Raw genomic sequence first — 18,671 nt, forward strand, 5'->3', positions numbered from 1 at the left:
GCCATGATTCCAGACCGCGGATCACGGATCGCGCCGGGTGCGCGGCGTTAGATTCGTAGTGGGAGATGGTGCGCCATGCCGAGCCGACTGATCCGTACGGGCGACGAGCCGCTGCACGCGCGCAGCCCGCTGCGTATGCGCTGTGCGCTGGCCATCTGGGGCCTGGCCTGGGCCGTAGCGGGCACGGTGGTCTTCTGGATGGTCCACCGGCCCGGCTGGGCGGCCGCCTGCGGGGTGCTCGCCGTCGTCACCCTGACCGATCTGGTGCTGGTCGTCCGGCACATCCGGCAGGGGCCGCACTACCAGCCCGGCCGGGATGTGCCGCCGTACGCGCCGGTGCGCGGCCCGTATCCGGCGGGCCGGCGGGGGCCGAGGTTCGTCAGCCGTTTTCACCGAAGCGCGCGGCCTTGACGAAGTCCGGGCGCGGGTCGAGCGCCGCCGCCAGGCGGAAGTGGCGCGTCGCCTCGGCCGGGCGGTTGGCGCGCTGCAAGGTGCGGCCGAGGGCGAAGTGGGCGAACGCGTTGTCCGGTTCCCGCTCCAGGACGAGCTGGAACTCCAGCTCGGCCGCCCGGAGCTGCGCCGCGCCGAAGAAGGCGCGGGCGCGCAGCAGCCGGGCGGCGGTGTTCTCCGGGTGGGCGGTGATGACCGAGTCGAGCAGCTTCACCGCGCCGCGCGGGTCGCGGGCGGCCAGCAGCTGCTCAGCCGCGCGGTAGTCGATGACATGGGTCTCGGGCGTGGGCTCGGACACAACCGTTTCCTTCCCGGAGCGCGCCGACGACCACCGTCGGCCGCGAAGTCGATCGTCGGGCGAGGTGATCGCGTCGGTGCGGGTGGTGATCGTTGGTTGGTACTGGCTGGACAACAATGACTCCACACCGGGCATTCCCGCCAGAGCCCCGCCGCCCCCGCACCCCAGCCGTCGGCCCCCCGTGCCTCAGCCGTCGGCCCGCGCGCCGCCCGCCGCCCGCTCGGCCAGCTCCGCCCAGACCTTTCTGACCTGCGGCTCCAGCTCCTCCAGCGGGCCGTCGTTGTCGATCACGACATCGGCCACGGCCAGCCGCTGCTCGCGCGTCGCCTGGGCCGCCATCCGGGCCCGCGCCTCGTCCTCCGTCATGCCGCGCAGCCTCACCAGCCGGTCGAGCTGGGTCCCGGGCGCGGCGTCGACCACCAGCACCAGGTCGTAGAGAGGGGCCAGGCTGTTCTCGGCGAGGAGGGGGACGTCGTGGACGACGATGGCGTCCGGCCCGGCGGCCGCCTCCAGCTCGGCGGAGCGGGCGCGGACCAGGGGGTGCACGATCGCGTTCAGGGCGCGCAGCCGCTCGGGGGCGCCGAAGACGATGCCGCCCAGCTTCGGGCGGTCCAGGGCTCCGTCGGGTGTGAGGACGCCGGGCCCGAACTCGGCGGCCACGGCCGCGAGTCCGGGGGTTCCGGGCTCGACCACCTCACGGGCGATCCGGTCGGAGTCGATCAGCACCGCTCCGTATGAGGACAGCATGCGTGACACTTCGCTCTTGCCCGCACCGATTCCGCCCGTGAGACCCAGCCTCAGCATGGGGCAAGCCTATGCGCTTCCGTCGCCTTCGCGCTCTGCCAGGAAGCGCTCGAACTCGGCGCCCAGCTCGTCCGCGGAGGGCAGCTCGACCGGCTCGGCGACCAGGCTGCCGCGGCTCTCCGCCCCGGCCACCGCGTCGTACTGGTGCTCCAGGCCGCGAACCAGCGCGACCAGGTCCTCGTCGCCCTCCGAGATCTGCCGCTCGATCTCCTCCTGGGTCTTGAGCGCCTCGTTGCGCAGCGCGTGGGCCGCCCCGGGGAGCACCAGGCCGGTGGCCGCGGTGATCGCCTCCAGCGCGGTGAGCGCCGCGTCGGGGTAGGCGGAGCGGGCCAGGTAGTGCGGGACGTGGGCGGCGACGCCGAGCACGTCATGGCCGGACTCGGCGAGCCGGTACTCGACGAGGGACTCGGCGCTGCCCGGCACCTGGGCCTCGTCGAAGTAGCCACGGTGACCGGGCATCAGGTCGGAGCGGTTGCCGTGTGGGGTGATGCCGACGGGGCGGGTGTGCGGAACGCCCATGGGGATGCCGTGGAAGTTCACCGACAACCGCACGCCGAGCCGCTCGATCAACTGCCGCACGGCCGCCGCGAAGCGCTCCCACTCCACATCCGGCTCGGGCCCGGAGAGCAGCAGGAAGGGGGCCGCGGTCGCGTCGCGCATCAGGCGCAGCTCGATCGCGGGGGTCTCGTAGTCGGTCCAGCGGTCGCGCTTGAAGGTGAGCAGGGGGCGGCGCGCCCGGTAGTCGACGAGCCGGTCGTGGTCGAAGCGGGCGACGACCTGGTGCGGCAGACCGTCGAGCAGCCGCTCCACGATCTGGTCGCCGGTCTCACCGGCGTCGATGTAGCCGTCGAAGTGGTAGAGCAGCACCAGCCCGGCCGAGTCCCGGGAGGTTATCGCGTTGACTTCCGCGAGCCCGCTCGGCTCCCACTCGTACAAATCCTGCGGATCTAGCACTGTGACCGCTCCTCCTTGTGTTCCGTTCGGGGAACGTCGGGCGGGGGCACGGCATTCCCGGTCCTCCGTCCTTGTCCGGGTGACGTCTGCGCAGAGTGAGATCAGGACAGTACGCGATGGCGCCCCGTTCCCCGGGAGATGGTGACGGAGCGTCATGAAGGGGTTGACCGCGCCCAAGCGGCGCCCCTAACTTCGCGACGCGTCAGAGGTTCACGCTGTCGTCTCACGTTCAGCCACAAGAACATTCACGCGTCACGAAGGTGCCACCCCTGACCACGGCAGGAAGGCGGAACGCCCCATGCACTCCCACACCCCCACCCGCTCCCGGACCCGTGCCCTCGTCGCCGCACCCGCCGCCGGGATCCTCGCCATGGGTGGCCTGGTCGCGGCGGGAACGGCCGTGAAGGACGGACGCCCGCACTCCGCCCGCCCGATCCCCGTCTCCGACGCGGCTCAGCTCAAGGAGGCCCTCGCGGCCGCCAGGCCCGGCGACACCATCGAGCTCGCTGACGGCACGTACCGCGGGGGCTTCGTGATCACCGCCTCCGGGACCTCGGGCTCCCGGATCACCCTCACGGGGTCCCCGCGAGCGGTGCTCACGGCGAGTGACGGCTATGGGTTCGGACTGCACCTGGACGGCGCCTCGTACTGGACGGTGCGCGGCATCACGGTCACCGGCGGCCGCCAGGGGATCATGATCGACCGAGCGGAGAGCGTCACGGTCGACTCGGTCACGGTGCAGGGTCGCGCCTAGGTGGCGTCCGGGCATGCGTAAGGCCCGCTCTCCGGGGAGAGCGGGCCTTACGTCAGCCGTTCAGGCCGCCAGCCGAAGCCGGGCGGCCGGTGATCAGCTCTGGCCGCCGGCCAGCTTCTCGCGGAGCGCGGCCAGCGCCTCGTCCGACGCCAGGGCGCCGGAGTTGTCGGCCGACTCCGAGGAGTACGAGCCGCCGGACGCCTGGCCACCCTGCGCCGGGGCGCCGCCGCTCGCCTCGGCAGCGGCCTGCTCGTCGGCCTCGCGCGACTTGATGACCTGCGCCTGGTGCTGCTCGAAGCGCTGCTGCGCCTCGGCGTACTGGGTCTCCCAGGCCTCGCGCTGGGTCTCGAAGCCCTCGAGCCAGTCGTTGGTCTCGGGGTCGAAGCCCTCGGGGTAGATGTAGTTGCCCTGGTCGTCGTAGGACGCGGCCATGCCGTACAGGGTCGGGTCGAACTCGACCACGGACGGGTCGGCACCGAAAGCCTCGTTGGCCTGCTTCAGCGAGAGGCTGATGCGCCGGCGCTCGAGGTCGATGTCGATGACCTTGACGAAGATCTCGTCGTTGACCTGGACGACCTGCTCCGGGATCTCCACGTGGCGCTCGGCCAGCTCGGAGATGTGGACCAGGCCCTCGATGCCCTCGTCCACGCGGACGAACGCACCGAACGGAACCAGCTTGGTGACCTTGCCGGGGACGACCTGGCCGATCTGGTGGGTCCGGGCGAACTGCTGCCACGGGTCTTCCTGGGTCGCCTTGAGCGACAGGGACACGCGCTCGCGGTCCATGTCGACGTCCAGGACCTCGACCGTGACCTCCTGGCCGACCTCGACGACCTCGGACGGGTGGTCGATGTGCTTCCAGGACAGCTCGGAGACGTGGACCAGACCGTCGACGCCACCCAGGTCCACGAAGGCACCGAAGTTGACGATGGAGGAGACGACGCCGGAGCGCACCTGACCCTTCTGGAGGGTGGTGAGGAAGGTCTGGCGGACCTCGCTCTGGGTCTGCTCCAGCCAGGCACGGCGGGACAGGACCACGTTGTTGCGGTTCTTGTCCAGCTCGATGATCTTGGCCTCGAGCTCCTTGCCCACGTAGGGCTGAAGGTCGCGGACGCGGCGCATCTCCACCAGGGAGGCGGGGAGGAAGCCACGGAGGCCGATGTCGAGGATGAGACCACCCTTGACGACCTCGATGACGGTACCGGTGACGATGCCGTCTTCTTCCTTGATCTTCTCGATGGTGCCCCAGGCACGCTCGTACTGGGCGCGCTTCTTCGAGAGGATCAGGCGGCCTTCCTTGTCCTCCTTCTGAAGGACAAGGGCCTCGATCTCGTCGCCGACGGCCACGACCTCGTTGGGGTCGACGTCGTGCTTGATCGAAAGCTCGCGAGAAGGGATGACGCCTTCGGTCTTGTAACCGATGTCGAGCAGGACCTCGTCCCGGTCGACCTTCACGATGACGCCGTCGACGATGTCGCCGTCGTTGAAGTACTTGATCGTCTCGTCGATCGCGGCGAGGAAGGCTTCCTCGGAACCGATGTCGTTTACCGCCACCTGCGGGGTGGTGCGGGTTGCCTCGGTGCTGCTCGTCATGTGGGAAAGGGCTCCGGTTACGGACATGAAGTCGTAGGTACTGCTACGCCGGGACCCGTTATCGCACTGCAGAAGCCGGACAGCCTCGGAGGCGTTGATCTCTTCCCGAGGGATCGAAAAGCGCCTCGGTGACCGAGGGACATACAACAGATGCGAGCGCGGCCTGCTCCGTCTGAGGCGCGCAGGCCCGCAGCGCAACTTGTAGCATACGGGGGCAGCCGGGCATGGTCAATGCACGAAGAGCCCACCCGGGACTTTTCGCCCCAAACCCGGCAAGTCGCGCGGTCCCTGCTGCGACGCGGAGTCCAGCCGTTCCCCACAGCCACAGGTCGACACAGAGAGTACGACGACGCGCCCGATGGTCCAAGAACACATGCCCCGTGCAACCGACGAGCCCGGAACGCCCGGCGCCACCGAAGATCTCATAGCGCCGCCCGACGAGCCGGCCGAGCCCACAGCCACCCGGCGGATCGCCGGCGACACGGAGAGCAGCCGGGCCAGCCGCGGCTGGTGGGACCGCAACGCGGACGAGTACCAGGAGGAGCACGGCGGCTTCCTCGGCGACGACCGCTTCGTCTGGGGCCCCGAAGGGCTCGACGAGGCCGAGGCCGGGCTGCTCGGCCCGGCGGACGGCCTCAAGGGGCTCACCGCCCTGGAGGTCGGGGCGGGCGCGGCACAGTGCTCACGCTGGCTGGCGGCCCAGGGGGCGCGGCCGGTGGCGCTCGACATCTCCCACCGCCAGCTGCGGCACGCGATGCGGATCGATACCGAAGCAGGCGCGGCGGTCTCGGCGGGCGAAGCGGGCGCGGGGCCGGTCGCGCTCGTCCAGGCCGACGCCACCGCGCTCCCCTTCCGGGACGCCTCCTTCGACCTCGCCTGCTCGGCGTACGGGGCGATCCCCTTCGTCGCCGATCCGGTGCGCGTGATGCGCGAGGTCCACCGGGTGCTGCGGCCGGGAGCGCGCTGGGTGTTCTCGGTGACACACCCCGTGCGGTGGGCGTTCCCGGACGAGCCCGGCCCCGAGGGGCTCAGCGTCGCCGCCTCCTACTTCGACCGCACGCCGTACGTCGAGCAGGACGAGACGGGCCGTGCCGTCTATGTGGAGCACCACCGGACGCTGGGCGACCGGGTCCGGGACGTGGTCGCCGGGGGCTTCAGGCTGCTCGACCTGGTCGAGCCGGAATGGCCCGCCTGGAACGACCAGGAGTGGGGCGGCTGGTCCCCGCTGCGCGGGAATCTGATCCCGGGGACGGCGATCTTCGTGTGCGAGCGGCACTGAACGGGACCTGAAGGTGCGGAGCAGGGGCTGACAGGATGGTCCGATGACCGCCCGCCGTACGCCCAGCACGCCCCGTACCGATGTGCTCGACGCGCTTCCCGTACGGGCCGCCGTGCCCGCCCTGCTGCGCGCGCTCGACGACCGGGGCGCGGCGGTGCTGTGCGCCCCGCCCGGGACCGGCAAGACGACGCTGGTGCCCCTGGCGCTCGCCGGGGCGGCGGGCGGCGGGCCCGCCCGGCGCGTGCTGGTCGCCGAGCCGCGGCGGATCGCGGCGCGGGCCGCCGCGCGGCGGATGGCGTGGCTGCTGGGCGAGGAGTCGGTCGGCGGCCGGGTGGGGTTCACGGTGCGCGGCGAGCGGCGGGTGAGCCGCGAGACGGCCGTGGAGGTGGTCACCACCGGTGTGCTGCTTCAGCGGCTCCAGCGCGACCCCGAGCTCGCCGGGGTCGACGCGGTGGTGCTCGACGAGTGCCACGAACGGCACCTGGACGCCGATACGGCGGCCGCCTTCCTGCTGGACGTACGGGCCACCCTGCGGCCCGACCTGTGGCTGATCGCGGCGTCCGCGACCACGGACGCGGAGGGCTGGGCCCGGCTGCTGGGCCCGGACGGCGGGCCCGCGCCGGTCGTATCGGCCGAGGGGGTGTCGTATCCGGTCGAGGTGGTGTGGGCGCCGCCCGCGCGCCCCGTCCGCCCGCCGCACGGAATGCGGGTGGACCCCGCTCTCCTCGACCACGTCGCGGCGGTGATGCGGCGGGCGCTGCGCGAGCGGGAGGGGGACGTGCTGTGCTTCCTGCCGGGCGTCGGGGAGATCGCGCGTGTCGCGGGGCTGCTCGGCGGCGCCGGCGCGGAGGTGCTTCAGGTGCACGGTCGCGCGCCCGCCGCCGTGCAGGACGCGGCGCTCGCGGGCGGGGGCGGGGGCGGCGGACGGCGGCGGGTGGTCCTGGCGACCTCGGTCGCCGAGTCGAGCCTGACCGTCCCGGGCGTACGCACCGTCGTGGACTGCGGGCTCGCGCGCGAGCCGCGGGTGGATCACGCGCGGGGCCTGAGCGCGCTGACGACCGTACGCGTCTCGCGGGCCGCGGCCCGGCAGCGCGCGGGCCGGGCCGGGCGCGAGGCGCCGGGCACCGTCTACCGCTGCTGGCCGGAGGCCGAGGACGCCCGGCTGCCGCGCTTCCCGTCCCCGGAGATCGGCGTCGCGGACCTGACGGCGTTCGCGCTCCAGGCGGCGTGCTGGGGAGACCCCGACGCCTCCGGCCTCGCGCTGCTCGACCCGCCGCCCGGCGGCGCGATGACCGCGGCGCGCGAGGTGCTGACCGCGATCGGCGCCGTGGACGGCGCCGGGCGGGCCACGGACCGGGGCGCGCGCATGGCCCGGCTGGGCCTGCACCCCCGGCTCGCGCGGGCGCTGCTGGACGGCGCGCGAGATGTCGGCGCACGCCGGGCGGCAGAGGCCGTGGCCCTGCTCAGCGAGGAGCCGCCCCGGGACTACGGCGACGACCTGGCAGCCGCCTTGCGCACCGCCCACCGCGGCACGGACACGTACGCCGCCCGCTGGCGCCAGGAGGCTCGCCGTCTCGAGGGCGCGCTGCGGTCTTCCGGCCATCCGACGGCCGAGGCGGCCCAGGCGGGGGCCGAGGCCGGGGCCGGGGCGGCTGGGGGTGAAGCACCGGCGCGGGCCGACACCGCGAGCACGGTTGCGCCACGCCGCGCCGTGCCGGACGCCGACGCGCGGGGCGCGAACAGCCGTCAGCACGCTCAGGCCCCGCGCTCCACCACGCGGACAGCCGAGCGCGATCGGGCATACGCCGCTCCGCACGCCACTCCCCCGAGCGGCGTGCGGAGCGGCGGCAGCCCTGACGCTGCGGCGCCGGGATCGGTCGGCGACAGCTCAGCCCGAAGGGCGGCTTCCGCCCCCGCTGCGCCGGGCGCCGCGGCACCGAGCGCGACCCGGGGCGCGGCCGGTACGGGAGCGCCACGCGGCACCGCGCCGGGTCCCGGCGATCACCCCGCCGCCGCACCGGCAGCAGGCGGACACCGGCAGGCACGGGCCGACGCCGCGGACCACACCACCACCCCAAGCGCCCGCGGCGCGGGCGCGGTGGGTGATGACGCCGTCGTGGGGCTGGTCGCCGCGTTGGCCTTCCCCGAGCGGGTGGCGCGACGACGCGGGGAGAGGGCGTATCTGATGGCGTCGGGCACCGGGGCGGAGCTCGGCGAGGGGTCCCGGCTGCGGAACGCGCCGTGGCTGGCAGTGGCGGTCGCGGACCGGCCGGTGTCGGCGGCGTCGGCGCGGGTGCGGCTCGCGGCCGTCGTGGACGAGGAGACGGCCCGTACCGCGGCGGCGGCCCTGTGCGAGCGGCGGGAGGAGGTCGGCTGGTCCGGCGGGGACGTCGTGGCGCGGCGGGTGGAGCGGCTGGGGGCGGTGGAGCTGGCGGTACGGCCGCTGGCCGCGCCCGATCCGCAGCTGGTGCGCGCCGCGCTGCGGGACGGGCTGCGCGGCGAGGGGCTGGGGCTGCTGCGCTGGTCCGCGGAGGCCGTCGCCTTCCGGCAGCGGCTGGCGTTCCTCCACCGGGAGTTGGGCGGCGCGTGGCCCGATGTGTCCGATCCGGCGCTGCTGGCGGACCTCGACGCCTGGCTGGGCCCGGAGCTCGGCAGGGCGCGGCGGCGGGCCGACCTGGAGCGCGTGGACGCGGGCCAGGCGCTCGCCCGGCTGCTGCCCTGGGCGACCGGGGACGCGGCCCGCTTCGACGAGCTGGCCCCGGAGCGCGTACGGGTCCCCAGTGGCTCGCGGGTGCGGGTGGACTACGGCCAGGAGCAGCCCGTGCTGGCCGTCAAGCTCCAGGAGCTGTTCGGGTGGCAGGAGACGCCCCGGATCGCGGGCGGGCGGGTGCCGCTGCTCGTACACCTGCTGTCACCGGCCGGGCGCCCCGCCGCGGTCACGGCCGATCTGGCGTCCTTCTGGCGGGAGGGCTACCGGTCCGTGCGCGCGGAGCTGCGCGGCCGGTACCCCAGGCACCCCTGGCCGGAGGACCCGGCGGCGGCCGAGCCGACGCGGCGTACCAACGCCCGCCGCTGAGCAGCTGAGCCGCCGGGCCCCGCGCGCCCGCCCCGGCGGCCGTCAGCACTCGATGAGGCCGTCGAACTCGCCCGCCCCCGGGAACGGCCGCTCCACCGGGTAGGGGGCGATCCACACCAGCGCCTGCTCGAAGGTCATGTACGAGCCGTTGTCCGTGCACTGGCCGACCACCAGCGCGTTTCCCCCGCAGCGCCACGCCGCGTAGTTCCAGGGAGATTCGCCCTCCGCGTCGCGCACGGCGACCTCCGGCTCCCCGAGCCGCTCGGTGAACAGGACGACGGCGGCGCGCCATTGCGCGTCGAAGTGCGCGCGGCCCGTGTCGCGCTCGAAGCGCCATTCGGGGTCGTCGGCGTGGTGTTTCTCCAGCCAGTCGATATTGCCGCTGAGCCCGCCCGCGGCCAGCTCCTCGTCGAAGTCGTCGGCCTCGTAGTAGTAGCAGAACGGTATGTGGCACTCCTCGTCCTCCGCCCGCTCCTCCGGCGGCACGGCGAACCACTCGGGGACGACGTAATGGCCGGTGTTGGTGGCGAAGGCGGCCCTCCGGGCTCCGTCGTCCACGGGCGTCCAGCCGAAGCGCCGGGCGGCCGCGGAGGTGGCGCCGGGCGTCCATTCCAGGCGCGCCAGCTCGGCGAGCTGATCGGCGAGTTCGGGGCTGGGCAGGCAGGTGGTGGTAGGCATGGGCGTACGGTACGGGCACCCACCGACAGCGCCGACACCGCCGACAGCGCTGACAGCGCTGACAGCGCTGCCGGCACCGCCGGCACCGCCGGCACCCACAGCCCCGTCGCCCCCGTCACACCGGGGCGGGTACGGGCCGTGGGGACGGGGACTCGTCGTGGGCCTCGGTGCCGCCCCCTGGGCGGCGGCCGCGGGCCTCCAGCACCAGGGACAGCGCCAGCAGCCCGGCGCCGAGGACGAGGAAACCCCAGGGCAGATAGGCGGTCAGCAGAAGGACGAGCTGCCGCTGGGACTTGACCAGTTTCACGGTGTGGTCGATGTAGTCCTCGCGCATCTTCACATGGCCGGAGAAGACGGTCACCCTGTCCCGGTCGCCGAGCAGCGTGCCGCCGCGCAGCTCCTCCCGGTGGATCTCCTCGCCGTTGACGGGCGCGCCGGTGGTGGGCTCGACCCAGAACATGCGCTTGGTGGTGTACCAGCGGGTGGTGCCCGCCTTGCGGACGGTCTCGGGGGTGATGCCCTCGACCGGCATGGTCTTCGGCAGCGCCACCTTCGTCCAGGGGATGGTCTGCTCGAAGTAGTAGACCTCCAGGCCGCGGAAGTTCCGGGTGCCCTTGTAGTGGATGGGCGCGGAGGTCCTGGTCTGGGCGTCGAAGTAGTTGTAGTCGCGCTTCTCGGTGAGGAAGGGCCACTTGTACTCGATGCCCTCGCGGCGGACCGGGTCCCCGTCGACGTGTTCGCCGCCCTGGTGGACCGGGTCCTGCGAGTGGGCGTCGAAGACATAGCGTTCGGGGATCTTGGAGACCATCTTGCCGTCGGGCCCGGCGATGTACGACAGGGCGTCCCAGACGACGACATCGCGCCCGGCCGCCTTTCCGGCCTTCCTCGCCGCGGCCACGTTTCCGCGGAGCGTCTGCACGATGCTGACCTTGGGCACCTTGCGGGGCTGCATGGTGGCGTAGTCGAGAAGCACGGCGGGCTTGGCCTCGAGGACGGCGGTCTGGTACTCGCTGGGCGGGATCTTGGCCAGCCGGGGGAAGGCGTACCAGCGCAGCAGCGGCGCGAGGGCGGTGAAGAAGACGGCGAAGGCGAGCAGCACCAGGCTGGCTTTGCGGCGCATGGCGGGATGTCCCTCCCTCGGGGCTCAGGGGTGCTCGGGCACGGTGGTGAGCAGCGGTTTGGGGGAGGTCTTGCCGCTGGGGACGCCGATGGCCGTCATCGTGAGGACGAGGGCGAGGGCGGCGGCCAGTCCGATCGCGGCGGCGGCGAGGGCGCGCATGTCTCAGCCTCCGGTTGCTGCGGCGCACGGGGCGCCCTGACGGTGCGTCAGGGCTGGGGCACCGTAGCAACGGGGGGCGGAGATGAGAACACGAAGGCGGGAACGCGAAGGCGGGAACGCTTCGGGATGAACGCCACACCGCCCCTGGGCCCGGTGGGGGCGCAGGGGCGGTGGGGTGTCGGCGTGGTGCCCGGCGGTCTCGGCCGGTTACTGGGCCGTGGGCTCGGAGCTGGGCTCGGCCGTGGGCGGCTCCGTGGGCGCAGCCGCGGGCTCGGTGACGGTCAGCTCGATGGTCAGGACCGCGCCGTCGGCGGTGGTGAGGCGGAGCAGGAAGGTGCCCGCGTGGTCGTCGGTGTAGATCTTGGGGAGGACGAGCTTGCCGTCGGCGTCCGTCTTCAGGGTGGTCAGGGTGTGGATCGGCTGACCCTTGTCGTCCTTGAAGTAGGGGCCCTTGTCGTTCTCGGTGGGCTTGTCCGTCGCCTTCGCCGCATCATCGACGATCATGGTGGCGGTCACCGGCACACCGGCCGCGGCCTTGCCCTTGTAGCTGGCCTTGACGCCGACCGCGTCGGCGAAGGAGCCGCCGGTCTCGGCCTTGAGGTCCTTGTCGTCGGCGCGGGCCAGCGCGTCGGCCTGCGGTACGGGGCGGGCCTTGACGGTGGCGGCGATGTCGGTAGCGGTCGCGGTGCGGCCGACGACCGTGACCCGGACCGTGAAGGACCCGGTGGTCTCGCCCGCGCGCAGCACCGGGGCGGTGGCGGTGCCGTCGCTGCCGGTCATGCGGCTGACGCGGGTCGCGTTCCAGGGGAAGCGGGCGTCGGTCTCGCCTCGGATCTCGTACTGCACCCACACGCCCGCGACCGGCTTGCCCGCCGCGGTCTCGGCGCGGACCCGGGGCTTGTCGGCGAACTGCTCGCCCGCCGTGGCGGTCAGCTTCGCGGTGCCGACGGCCTTGAGCCGGGCGACGGTGGCCGGGGCGGGCGTCTCCGGAGAAGGCGTCTCCGGGGAGGGCGTCTCGGGGGAAGGCGTCTCGGGGGAAGGCGTCTCCGGGGCGGGGGTCTCGATCCCGCCGTCGTCGGTCGCGGGGGGTTCGGGGGTGGGGCTGTGGTCGCCGCCGGGCTCGGTCGGGTCGGGCAGCGGCCTGGGGCTCTCCGAGCCACCGCCACCGTCGCGGCCGCCGTCCGAGCCGCCGCCGGTCTTGTCCGGGTCGGGCAGCACGCCGGTGCCGTCGGGCACCTCGTGGGTGCCCTTCTTGTAGTACTCGAACCAGGACAGGACGGTGGCCAGATACTCCTGCGAGTGGTTGTAGCCGAGGATCGCCCGGTCGAGATGGTCCTTGACCGACAGATCGCGGCCGTTGGCGCACAGATACGCGCCGGCCGCGAGCGCGGCGTCATAGATGTTGTTCGGGTTCTTCTCGCCGTCGCCGTTGCCGTCCCGGCCCCAGGTGGCCCAGGTGGACGGGATGAACTGCATGGGGCCGACGGCGCGGTCGTGGGTGGTGTCCCCGTCGTACGCGCCGCCGTCGGTGTCGGTGATCCTGGCGAAGCCGTTGCCGTTGAGCACCGGGCCCAGGATGGGCGTGAAGGTGGTGCCCTCGGCGTCGACCCGGCCGCCGCGCGCCTGGCCGGACTCGACCTTGCCGATCGCGGCGAGCAGCTGCCAGGGGAGGTTGCAGCCGGGCTTGGACTCCTTGAGGGCCGCCTCGGCCTTCTTGTACGCGTCGAGCACGGTCGCGGGTATGCCCGCCTCGGCGGTGGCCTTCTTGTCCGGCAGCCCCGGCAGGTCGATCGAGGTGCCGGGCTTGCCGGGCTTCTGAAGGGGCGGCAGATCGGTGTGGTAGGACGAGCCGCCGTCGATGGGGGTGTCGGACGGTGCCGGCGTCTCGCCGGCGCTGTCGTGGTGCCGGTCTTCCCGGGCCGTGCCTGCGAAGCCGGGGGCCTGCGAGGCGGTGAGGGCGGCCATCGCGACCGCCGCCACCGCCGTCGTGGCCGCTCCCTTACGCAGTCGTCGGCCGATCTGCGGTGCCATGCGTATTCCCCTCCCGTCGAGCAGTGTGCGCGCTCCCCCGCGCCAACCCTCGTGACACTACGACAACTTGCCGCCCCGCAGCTACCGGGCAGCTACCGCCAGGCACCGCGCGTGTCGCCCCCTGGGGGGCGGCCCTGACGCCCCGGCCGCCCCCTAGTGCGCCGCCGATTCCCAGTCGGAGCCGGAGCCGACGGAGACATCGAGCGGGGCCCGGAGTTGGAACGCCCCGGCCATCTCCCGGCGCACCAGCGCCTCCACCCGCTCGCGCTCCCCGGGGGCGACCTCCAGCACGATTTCGTCGTGCACCTGGAGCAGCATCCGCGACGACAATTCCTCTCGCGTCAATGCCTCGTCCACCCGCAGCATCGCGATCTTCACGATATCCGCGGCGGTGCCCTGGATCGGGGCGTTGAGGGCCATCCGCTCGGCCATCTCGCGGCGCTGGCGGTTGTCGCTGTTGAGGTCGGGGAGATAGCGGCGGCGGCCGAGCATGGTCTCGGTGTAGCCGGTGGCCCGGGCCTCGTCGACGACCCGCTGGAGATAGTCGCGCACCCCGCCGAACCGCTCGAAGAAGGTGTCCATCAGCTTGCGCGCCTCGTCCGGCGTGATGGCCAGCTGCTGGGACAGGCCGAACGCCGAGAGTCCGTACGCCAGCCCGTACGACATCGCCTTGATCTTGCGGCGCATCTCCGGGTCGACCGCGTCCTTGGGGACGCCGAACACCTGGGAGGCGACCGTGGTGTGCAGGTCCTCGCCGGAGGTGAACGCCTCGATCAGGCCCTCGTCCTCGGACAGATGGGCCATGACGCGCAGCTCGATCTGGCTGTAGTCGGCGGTCAGCAGCGACTCGAAGCCCTCGCCGACCACGAAGCCGCGCCGGATGGCCCGGCCCTCGTCGGTGCGCACCGGGATGTTCTGGAGGTTGGGGTCGGTGGAGGAGAGCCGGCCGGTGGCCGCCACGGTCTGGTTGAAGGTGGTGTGGATGCGGCCGCCGGGGGCGACGGTCTTGATCAGGCCCTCGACGGTGGAGCGGAGCCGGGCCTGCAAACGGTGGCGCAGCATGATCACCGGGAGTTCGTGGCCGGTCTGTGTGGCCAGCCAGGCCAGCGCGTCCGCGTCCGTGGTGTATCCGGTCTTGGTCTTCTTGGTCTTGGGCAGGCCCAGCTCGCCGAAGAACACCTCCTGGAGCTGCTTGGGGGAGCCCAGGTTGAACTCGTGGCCCACCGCGTCATGAGCCTCCTTGACGGCCTGCTGCACGGCCGCGGCGAACTGCTGCTCCATGCGGTCCAGCCACGCGCGGTCCGCCGCGATGCCCGCCTGCTCCATGCGGGCCAGCAGCGCGGAGACGGGCAGCTCGACATCGCGCAGCAGCTCCACCGCGCCGACCTCGGCGAGCCGCTCGCCGAACGCCGTGCCCAGGTCGAGGATCGTCCGGGCCTGGATCATCAGGGCGTCCTGCTCGGCCTGCTCGTCGGCGCCGAAGGCCAGCTGCCCGCTGTCGGCGGCCTCGGCCGGGGACAGCTCACGGCCCAGATACTCGACCGACAGGGCGTCCAGCGCGAAGGAGCGGCGGCCGGGCTTGACCAGATAGGCGGCGAGCGCGGTGTCCATGGTGACCCCGGCCACGGTCCAGCCGTGCTCGTCGAAGACCCGCATCACGCGCTTGGCGTCATGCATCACCTTGGGCCGGCCCGGGTCCGCGATCCAGCCGGCGAAGGCCTGCTCGTCCGACTCGTCCACCTCCGACGGGTCGAAGCAGACGGCGGGGCCGGAGGCGGTGGCCAGGGCGATCTGACTGACGCTGCCGCTGCCCAGCGCCCAGGTGTCGAGGGTGGCCAGGCCCAGCGGCTCGGCGCCGTGCAGCTCCAGCCAGGGGGCGAGGTCGCCCGAGCCGATCACCGCGCCGTCCACCGCGACGCCGGGGGCCGCGGCCGCGGGCTCCTCCTCGGCGGCGCCTGGGTCGACGGCCAGGACGCGGTCCCGGAAGTTCTGGTGGCGGAACTCCAGCGCGTCCATGATCACCGAGAGCGCCTGGCGGTCGTACGGAGCGCGCGCGAGCCCGTCGGGGCCGGCGGACAGCTCGACGTCCCGCACCAGCTCGGTCAGCTGCCGGTTGAGCTTGACGGCCTCCAGGTGCTCGCGGAGCTTGTCGCCGACCTTGCCCTTGACCTCGCCGACCCGCTCCACCAGCTCCGCGAAGGAGCCGAACTGGTTGATCCACTTCGCGGCGGTCTTCTCGCCGACGCCCGGGATGCCGGGGAGGTTGTCCGACGGGTCGCCGCGCAGCGCGGCGAAGTCCGGGTACTGCCGCGGGGTGAGGCCGTACTTCTCCTCGACCTTGGCGGGGGTGAAGCGCGTCAGCTCGGAGACGCCCTTCGTCGGGTAGAGGACGGTGACGTGGTCGCTGACCAGCTGGAACGAGTCCCGGTCGCCGGTGACGATCAGCACCTCGAACCCCTTGGCCTCGGCCTGGGTGGCGAGGGTGGCGATGATGTCGTCGGCCTCGAAGCCCTCCACCGCGAAGCGGGGGATGTTCATCGCGTCGAGCATCTCGCCGATCAGCTCGACCTGCCCCTTGAACTCGTCCGGCGACTTGGAGCGGTTCGCCTTGTACTCCGTGAACTGCTCGGAGCGCCAGGTCTTGCGCGAGACGTCGAACGCCACGGCCAGATGCGTGGGCCGCTCATCACGGAGCGTGTTCGCCAGCATCGAGGTGAAGCCGTAGATCGCGTTGGTGGTCTGGCCGGTAGCGGTGTTGAAGTTCTCCGCCGGCAGCGCGAAGAATGCCCGATATGCCAGGGAATGCCCATCCAGCAGGAGCAGCCGGGGGCGGTCTCCCGCACGGTCGGCGGTCGCGGGCGCTGCGGTCTTCTTCGATGCTTTCTCTGCCACGCCCCCGATCCTGCCACGCCCCACCGACAACACCGCCGCTCGCACAACACCGTGAGCGCAGCAGTCGGCCGCCATGGCAGGATCGGGGGCGGACACTCGCCACTCAGCAAGGGAGACAGCGACGTGACTCCGCTCACCGCCGAAGCGGCGGGCTTCCAACCCGAAAGGGTTGCGGTCCAGCCCGAACCGATCCCCGAAGAGACAACAGAATGATACGGCGGCGCTACGCACCGCAGCGCCAGGGAAGGTGAGTCACATGGCAGCCAAGCCGCCCGCAGGAGACCCGGTGCAGGACGCACCCGAGGTGGCCGCCCCGCAGCACGCCGCCGCCGGGCTGCCCGCCATCGGCCACACACTGCGCATCGCCCAGCAGCAGATGGGCGTGCGCCGCACCGCGCTCACCCTCCTCAGGGTCAACCAGAAGAACGGCTTCGACTGCCCGGGCTGCGCATGGCCCGAGGGCGACAAGCGCCACAAGGCCGAGTTCTGCGAGAACGGCGCCAAGGCCGTCGCCGAGGAGGCGACGCTGCGCCGCGTCACCCCCGACTTCTTCGCCGCCCACCCTGTCGCCGACCTGGCCACCCGCAGCGGCTACTGGCTCGGCCAGCAGGGCCGCCTCACCCAGCCGATGTATCTGCCCGAGGGCGCCGAGTCGTACGAGCCGGTCACCTGGGAGCGCGCCTTCGACCTCATCGCCGAGGAGCTGCGCGCCCTCTCCTCCCCCGACGAGGCCGTCTTCTACACCTCGGGGCGCACCAGCAACGAGGCCGCCTTCCTCTACCAGCTCTTCGCCCGCGAATTCGGCACCAACAACCTGCCCGACTGCTCGAACATGTGCCATGAGTCCTCCGGCTCGGCGCTGACCGAGACCCTCGGCGTGGGCAAGGGCAGCGTGCTGCTGGACGACCTCCACCAGGCCGATCTGATCATCGTGGCCGGGCAGAACCCGGGCACCAACCACCCGCGGATGCTCTCCGCCCTGGAGCGGGCCAAGGCCGGCGGCGCGAAGATCATCAGCATCAACCCGCTGCCCGAGGCCGGCCTGGAGCGGTTCAAGAACCCGCAGACCCCGCGCGGCCTGGTCGGCGGCGGCACCGCGCTCACCGACCTCTTCCTCCAGATAAGGCTGGGCGGCGACCAGGCCCTCTTCCGCGCCCTGAACCGGCTGATCCTGGAGGCCGCCGACACCGGCGCGGGCGCGGTCGACGAGGAATTCGTCCGCGAGCACACCCACGGGTTCGAGGAGTTCGCCGCCGCGGCCCGCGCCGCCGACTGGGACGAGACGCTGCGCGCCACCGGCCTGGAGCGGGCCGAGATCGACCAGGCCCTGCGGATGGTCCTCGCCTCCGAGCGCACCATCGTGTGCTGGGCCATGGGCCTGACCCAGCACAAGCACTCCGTGCCCACCATCCGGGAGGTCGTCAACTTCCTGCTGCTGCGCGGCAATGTGGGCCGCCCCGGCGCCGGGGTGTGCCCGGTGCGCGGACACAGCAATGTGCAGGGCGACCGCACCATGGGCATCTTCGAGCGCCCCGCCCCGGCCTTCCTGGACGCCCTGGAGCGGGAGTTCGGCTTCGCCCCGCCGCGCGAGCACGGCCTGGACGTCGTACGGGCCATCCGGGCTCTGCGCGACGGGCAGGCCAAGGTCTTCTTCGCCATGGGCGGCAACTTCGTCTCCGCCTCCCCCGACACCGAGGTGACCGAGGCCGCGATGCGCCGCGCCCGGCTCACCGTCCATGTGTCCACCAAGCTGAACCGGTCCCATGTGGTCACCGGCGCCCGGGCGCTGATCCTGCCCACGCTCGGCCGTACGGAGCGCGATCTCCAGGGCGGCGGGGAGCAGTTCGTCACCGTCGAGGACTCCATGGGCATGGTGCACGCCTCGCGCGGGCGCCTGGAACCCGCGAGCCCCGGGCTGCTCTCGGAGCCCGCCATCGTCTCCCGGCTGGCCCGGCGCGTGCTGGGCGACGAAAGCCGCACCCCCTGGGAGGAGTTCGAGAAGGACTACGACACGGTCCGTGACCGCATCGCGGCCGTGATCCCCGGCTTCGAGGACTTCAACGCCCGGGTGCGCCGGCCGGGCGGGTTCGCGCTGCCGCACGCCCCGCGCGACTCCCGGAGCTTCCCCACCGCCACCGGCAAGGCCAACTTCACCGCCGCGCCCGTCGAGTACCCGCGGGCGCCCGAGGGCCGGCTGCTGCTTCAGACCCTCCGCTCCCACGACCAGTACAACACCACCATCTACGGCCTGGACGACCGCTACCGCGGCATCAAGAACGGCCGCCGCGTGGTGCTGGTGCACCCCGACGACGCCCGCGCGCTCGGCTTCGCCGACGGCACGTACGCCGACCTGGTCAGCGAGTGGACGGACGGCAGCGAGCGGCGCGCGTCCGGCTTCCGGGTCGTCCACTACCCGACCGCGCGCGGCTGCGCGGCCTCCTACTACCCGGAGACCAACGTCCTGGTCCCGCTGGACGCCACCGCCGACACCAGCAACACCCCGGCCAGCAAGTCCGTGGTGGTCCGCCTGGAACAATCCACCCCCGCCTAAGCGTTTGCTCAGTCGACTGACAGGATGCGGCC

Annotated in this window: 14 protein-coding genes; 5 read left to right on the top strand and 9 right to left on the bottom strand. The window is 72.8% G+C overall.

All coding sequences use genetic code 11. The features are described 5' to 3' along the window. The first annotated feature begins 75 nt into the window (after window positions 1-75). On the top strand, window positions 76-411 hold the full coding sequence (locus ACZ4WQ_RS01060) for a DUF6343 family protein (RefSeq protein WP_385339417.1): 336 nt from the start codon (window positions 76-78) through the stop codon (window positions 409-411). On the opposite strand, the gene ACZ4WQ_RS01065 is transcribed toward ACZ4WQ_RS01060, so the two are convergent. From ACZ4WQ_RS01065 to ACZ4WQ_RS01075, 3 genes are all read right to left on the bottom strand, one after another. Beyond that, window positions 380-748, bottom strand: coding sequence for a tetratricopeptide repeat protein (locus ACZ4WQ_RS01065; RefSeq protein ID WP_385339414.1), 369 nt, complete (start codon window positions 746-748; stop codon window positions 380-382). The two genes, ACZ4WQ_RS01060 and ACZ4WQ_RS01065, sit on opposite strands and share 32 nt — an antisense overlap. A gap of 186 nt (window positions 749-934) precedes the next feature. After that, window positions 935-1,552 (bottom strand): dephospho-CoA kinase, encoded by a 618-nt coding sequence (gene coaE / locus ACZ4WQ_RS01070; protein WP_468021895.1) that lies wholly within the window; start codon window positions 1,550-1,552, stop codon window positions 935-937. A 9-nt stretch (window positions 1,553-1,561) separates the two neighbouring features. Further along, window positions 1,562-2,506 (bottom strand): PAC2 family protein, encoded by a 945-nt coding sequence (locus tag ACZ4WQ_RS01075; RefSeq protein ID WP_358846002.1) that lies wholly within the window; start codon window positions 2,504-2,506, stop codon window positions 1,562-1,564. Window positions 2,507-2,804: 298 nt separating this feature from the next. Here ACZ4WQ_RS01075 and ACZ4WQ_RS01080 point away from each other — a divergent pair, with 298 nt between their 5' ends. Continuing rightward, window positions 2,805-3,260, top strand: coding sequence for a hypothetical protein (locus ACZ4WQ_RS01080; RefSeq protein WP_385339409.1), 456 nt, complete (start codon window positions 2,805-2,807; stop codon window positions 3,258-3,260). A gap of 93 nt (window positions 3,261-3,353) precedes the next feature. Here ACZ4WQ_RS01080 and rpsA read toward each other — a convergent pair whose 3' ends face one another. Further along, the gene (gene rpsA / locus ACZ4WQ_RS01085; RefSeq protein WP_311724856.1) at window positions 3,354-4,853 is read right to left on the bottom strand and encodes a 30S ribosomal protein S1; all 1,500 of its coding nucleotides are present in this window, start codon (window positions 4,851-4,853) and stop codon (window positions 3,354-3,356) included. Between the two features lie 358 nt (window positions 4,854-5,211). Here rpsA and ACZ4WQ_RS01090 point away from each other — a divergent pair, with 358 nt between their 5' ends. Together ACZ4WQ_RS01090 and ACZ4WQ_RS01095 are read left to right on the top strand one after the other, a co-directional pair. Beyond that, a complete protein-coding gene (locus tag ACZ4WQ_RS01090; protein ID WP_385339406.1) occupies window positions 5,212-6,132 on the top strand; it encodes a class I SAM-dependent methyltransferase in 921 nt (306 codons plus the stop codon). 43 nt (window positions 6,133-6,175) lie between these two features. Beyond that, window positions 6,176-9,208, top strand: coding sequence for an ATP-dependent RNA helicase (locus tag ACZ4WQ_RS01095; protein WP_468021896.1), 3,033 nt, complete (start codon window positions 6,176-6,178; stop codon window positions 9,206-9,208). Between the two features lie 42 nt (window positions 9,209-9,250). Here the strand turns inward: ACZ4WQ_RS01095 and ACZ4WQ_RS01100 are convergent, their stop codons facing one another. The 5 genes from ACZ4WQ_RS01100 to polA form a co-directional block, all read right to left on the bottom strand. Then, window positions 9,251-9,886: a hypothetical protein gene (locus ACZ4WQ_RS01100; RefSeq protein WP_361183596.1), complete on the bottom strand. Its 636-nt coding sequence runs from the start codon at window positions 9,884-9,886 to the stop codon at window positions 9,251-9,253. A gap of 115 nt (window positions 9,887-10,001) precedes the next feature. After that, window positions 10,002-11,006, bottom strand: coding sequence for a cell envelope lipid trafficking protein PgfA (pgfA, locus tag ACZ4WQ_RS01105; RefSeq protein ID WP_468021897.1), 1,005 nt, complete (start codon window positions 11,004-11,006; stop codon window positions 10,002-10,004). 24 nt (window positions 11,007-11,030) lie between these two features. Further along, window positions 11,031-11,165 carry an SPW_0924 family protein gene (locus ACZ4WQ_RS01110; RefSeq protein WP_311724850.1) on the bottom strand — a complete coding sequence of 45 codons (135 nt, stop codon included), beginning with the start codon at window positions 11,163-11,165 and terminating at the stop codon, window positions 11,031-11,033. A gap of 207 nt (window positions 11,166-11,372) precedes the next feature. Continuing rightward, the gene (locus ACZ4WQ_RS01115; RefSeq protein WP_468021898.1) at window positions 11,373-13,196 is read right to left on the bottom strand and encodes a lytic transglycosylase domain-containing protein; all 1,824 of its coding nucleotides are present in this window, start codon (window positions 13,194-13,196) and stop codon (window positions 11,373-11,375) included. Window positions 13,197-13,349: 153 nt separating this feature from the next. Further along, window positions 13,350-16,088 carry a DNA polymerase I gene (gene polA, locus ACZ4WQ_RS01120; RefSeq protein WP_468021899.1) on the bottom strand — a complete coding sequence of 913 codons (2,739 nt, stop codon included), beginning with the start codon at window positions 16,086-16,088 and terminating at the stop codon, window positions 13,350-13,352. Window positions 16,089-16,344: 256 nt separating this feature from the next. On the opposite strand from polA, the gene ACZ4WQ_RS01125 reads away from it, so the two are divergent. Beyond that, window positions 16,345-18,639 carry an FdhF/YdeP family oxidoreductase gene (locus tag ACZ4WQ_RS01125; protein WP_468021900.1) on the top strand — a complete coding sequence of 765 codons (2,295 nt, stop codon included), beginning with the start codon at window positions 16,345-16,347 and terminating at the stop codon, window positions 18,637-18,639. Window positions 18,640-18,671 lie beyond the last annotated feature (32 nt).

The sequence above is a fragment of the Streptomyces sp. NPDC028305 genome (assembly GCF_055569495.1).

Bases quoted from the DNA above. Each gene is read 5' to 3' on its own strand.
- ACZ4WQ_RS01060 (WP_385339417.1), top strand. From the start codon at position 76: ATGCCGAGCCGACTGATCCGTACGGGCGACGAGCCGCTGCACGCGCGC.
- coaE (WP_468021895.1), bottom strand. From the start codon at position 1,552: ATGCTGAGGCTGGGTCTCACGGGCGGAATCGGTGCGGGCAAGAGCGAA.
- ACZ4WQ_RS01080 (WP_385339409.1), top strand. From the start codon at position 2,805: ATGCACTCCCACACCCCCACCCGCTCCCGGACCCGTGCCCTCGTCGCC.
- rpsA (WP_311724856.1), bottom strand. From the start codon at position 4,853: ATGACGAGCAGCACCGAGGCAACCCGCACCACCCCGCAGGTGGCGGTA.
- ACZ4WQ_RS01090 (WP_385339406.1), top strand. From the start codon at position 5,212: ATGGTCCAAGAACACATGCCCCGTGCAACCGACGAGCCCGGAACGCCC.
- ACZ4WQ_RS01095 (WP_468021896.1), top strand. From the start codon at position 6,176: ATGACCGCCCGCCGTACGCCCAGCACGCCCCGTACCGATGTGCTCGAC.
- ACZ4WQ_RS01100 (WP_361183596.1), bottom strand. From the start codon at position 9,886: ATGCCTACCACCACCTGCCTGCCCAGCCCCGAACTCGCCGATCAGCTC.
- pgfA (WP_468021897.1), bottom strand. From the start codon at position 11,006: ATGCGCCGCAAAGCCAGCCTGGTGCTGCTCGCCTTCGCCGTCTTCTTC.
- ACZ4WQ_RS01110 (WP_311724850.1), bottom strand. From the start codon at position 11,165: ATGCGCGCCCTCGCCGCCGCCGCGATCGGACTGGCCGCCGCCCTCGCC.
- ACZ4WQ_RS01115 (WP_468021898.1), bottom strand. From the start codon at position 13,196: ATGGCACCGCAGATCGGCCGACGACTGCGTAAGGGAGCGGCCACGACG.
- ACZ4WQ_RS01125 (WP_468021900.1), top strand. From the start codon at position 16,345: ATGGCAGCCAAGCCGCCCGCAGGAGACCCGGTGCAGGACGCACCCGAG.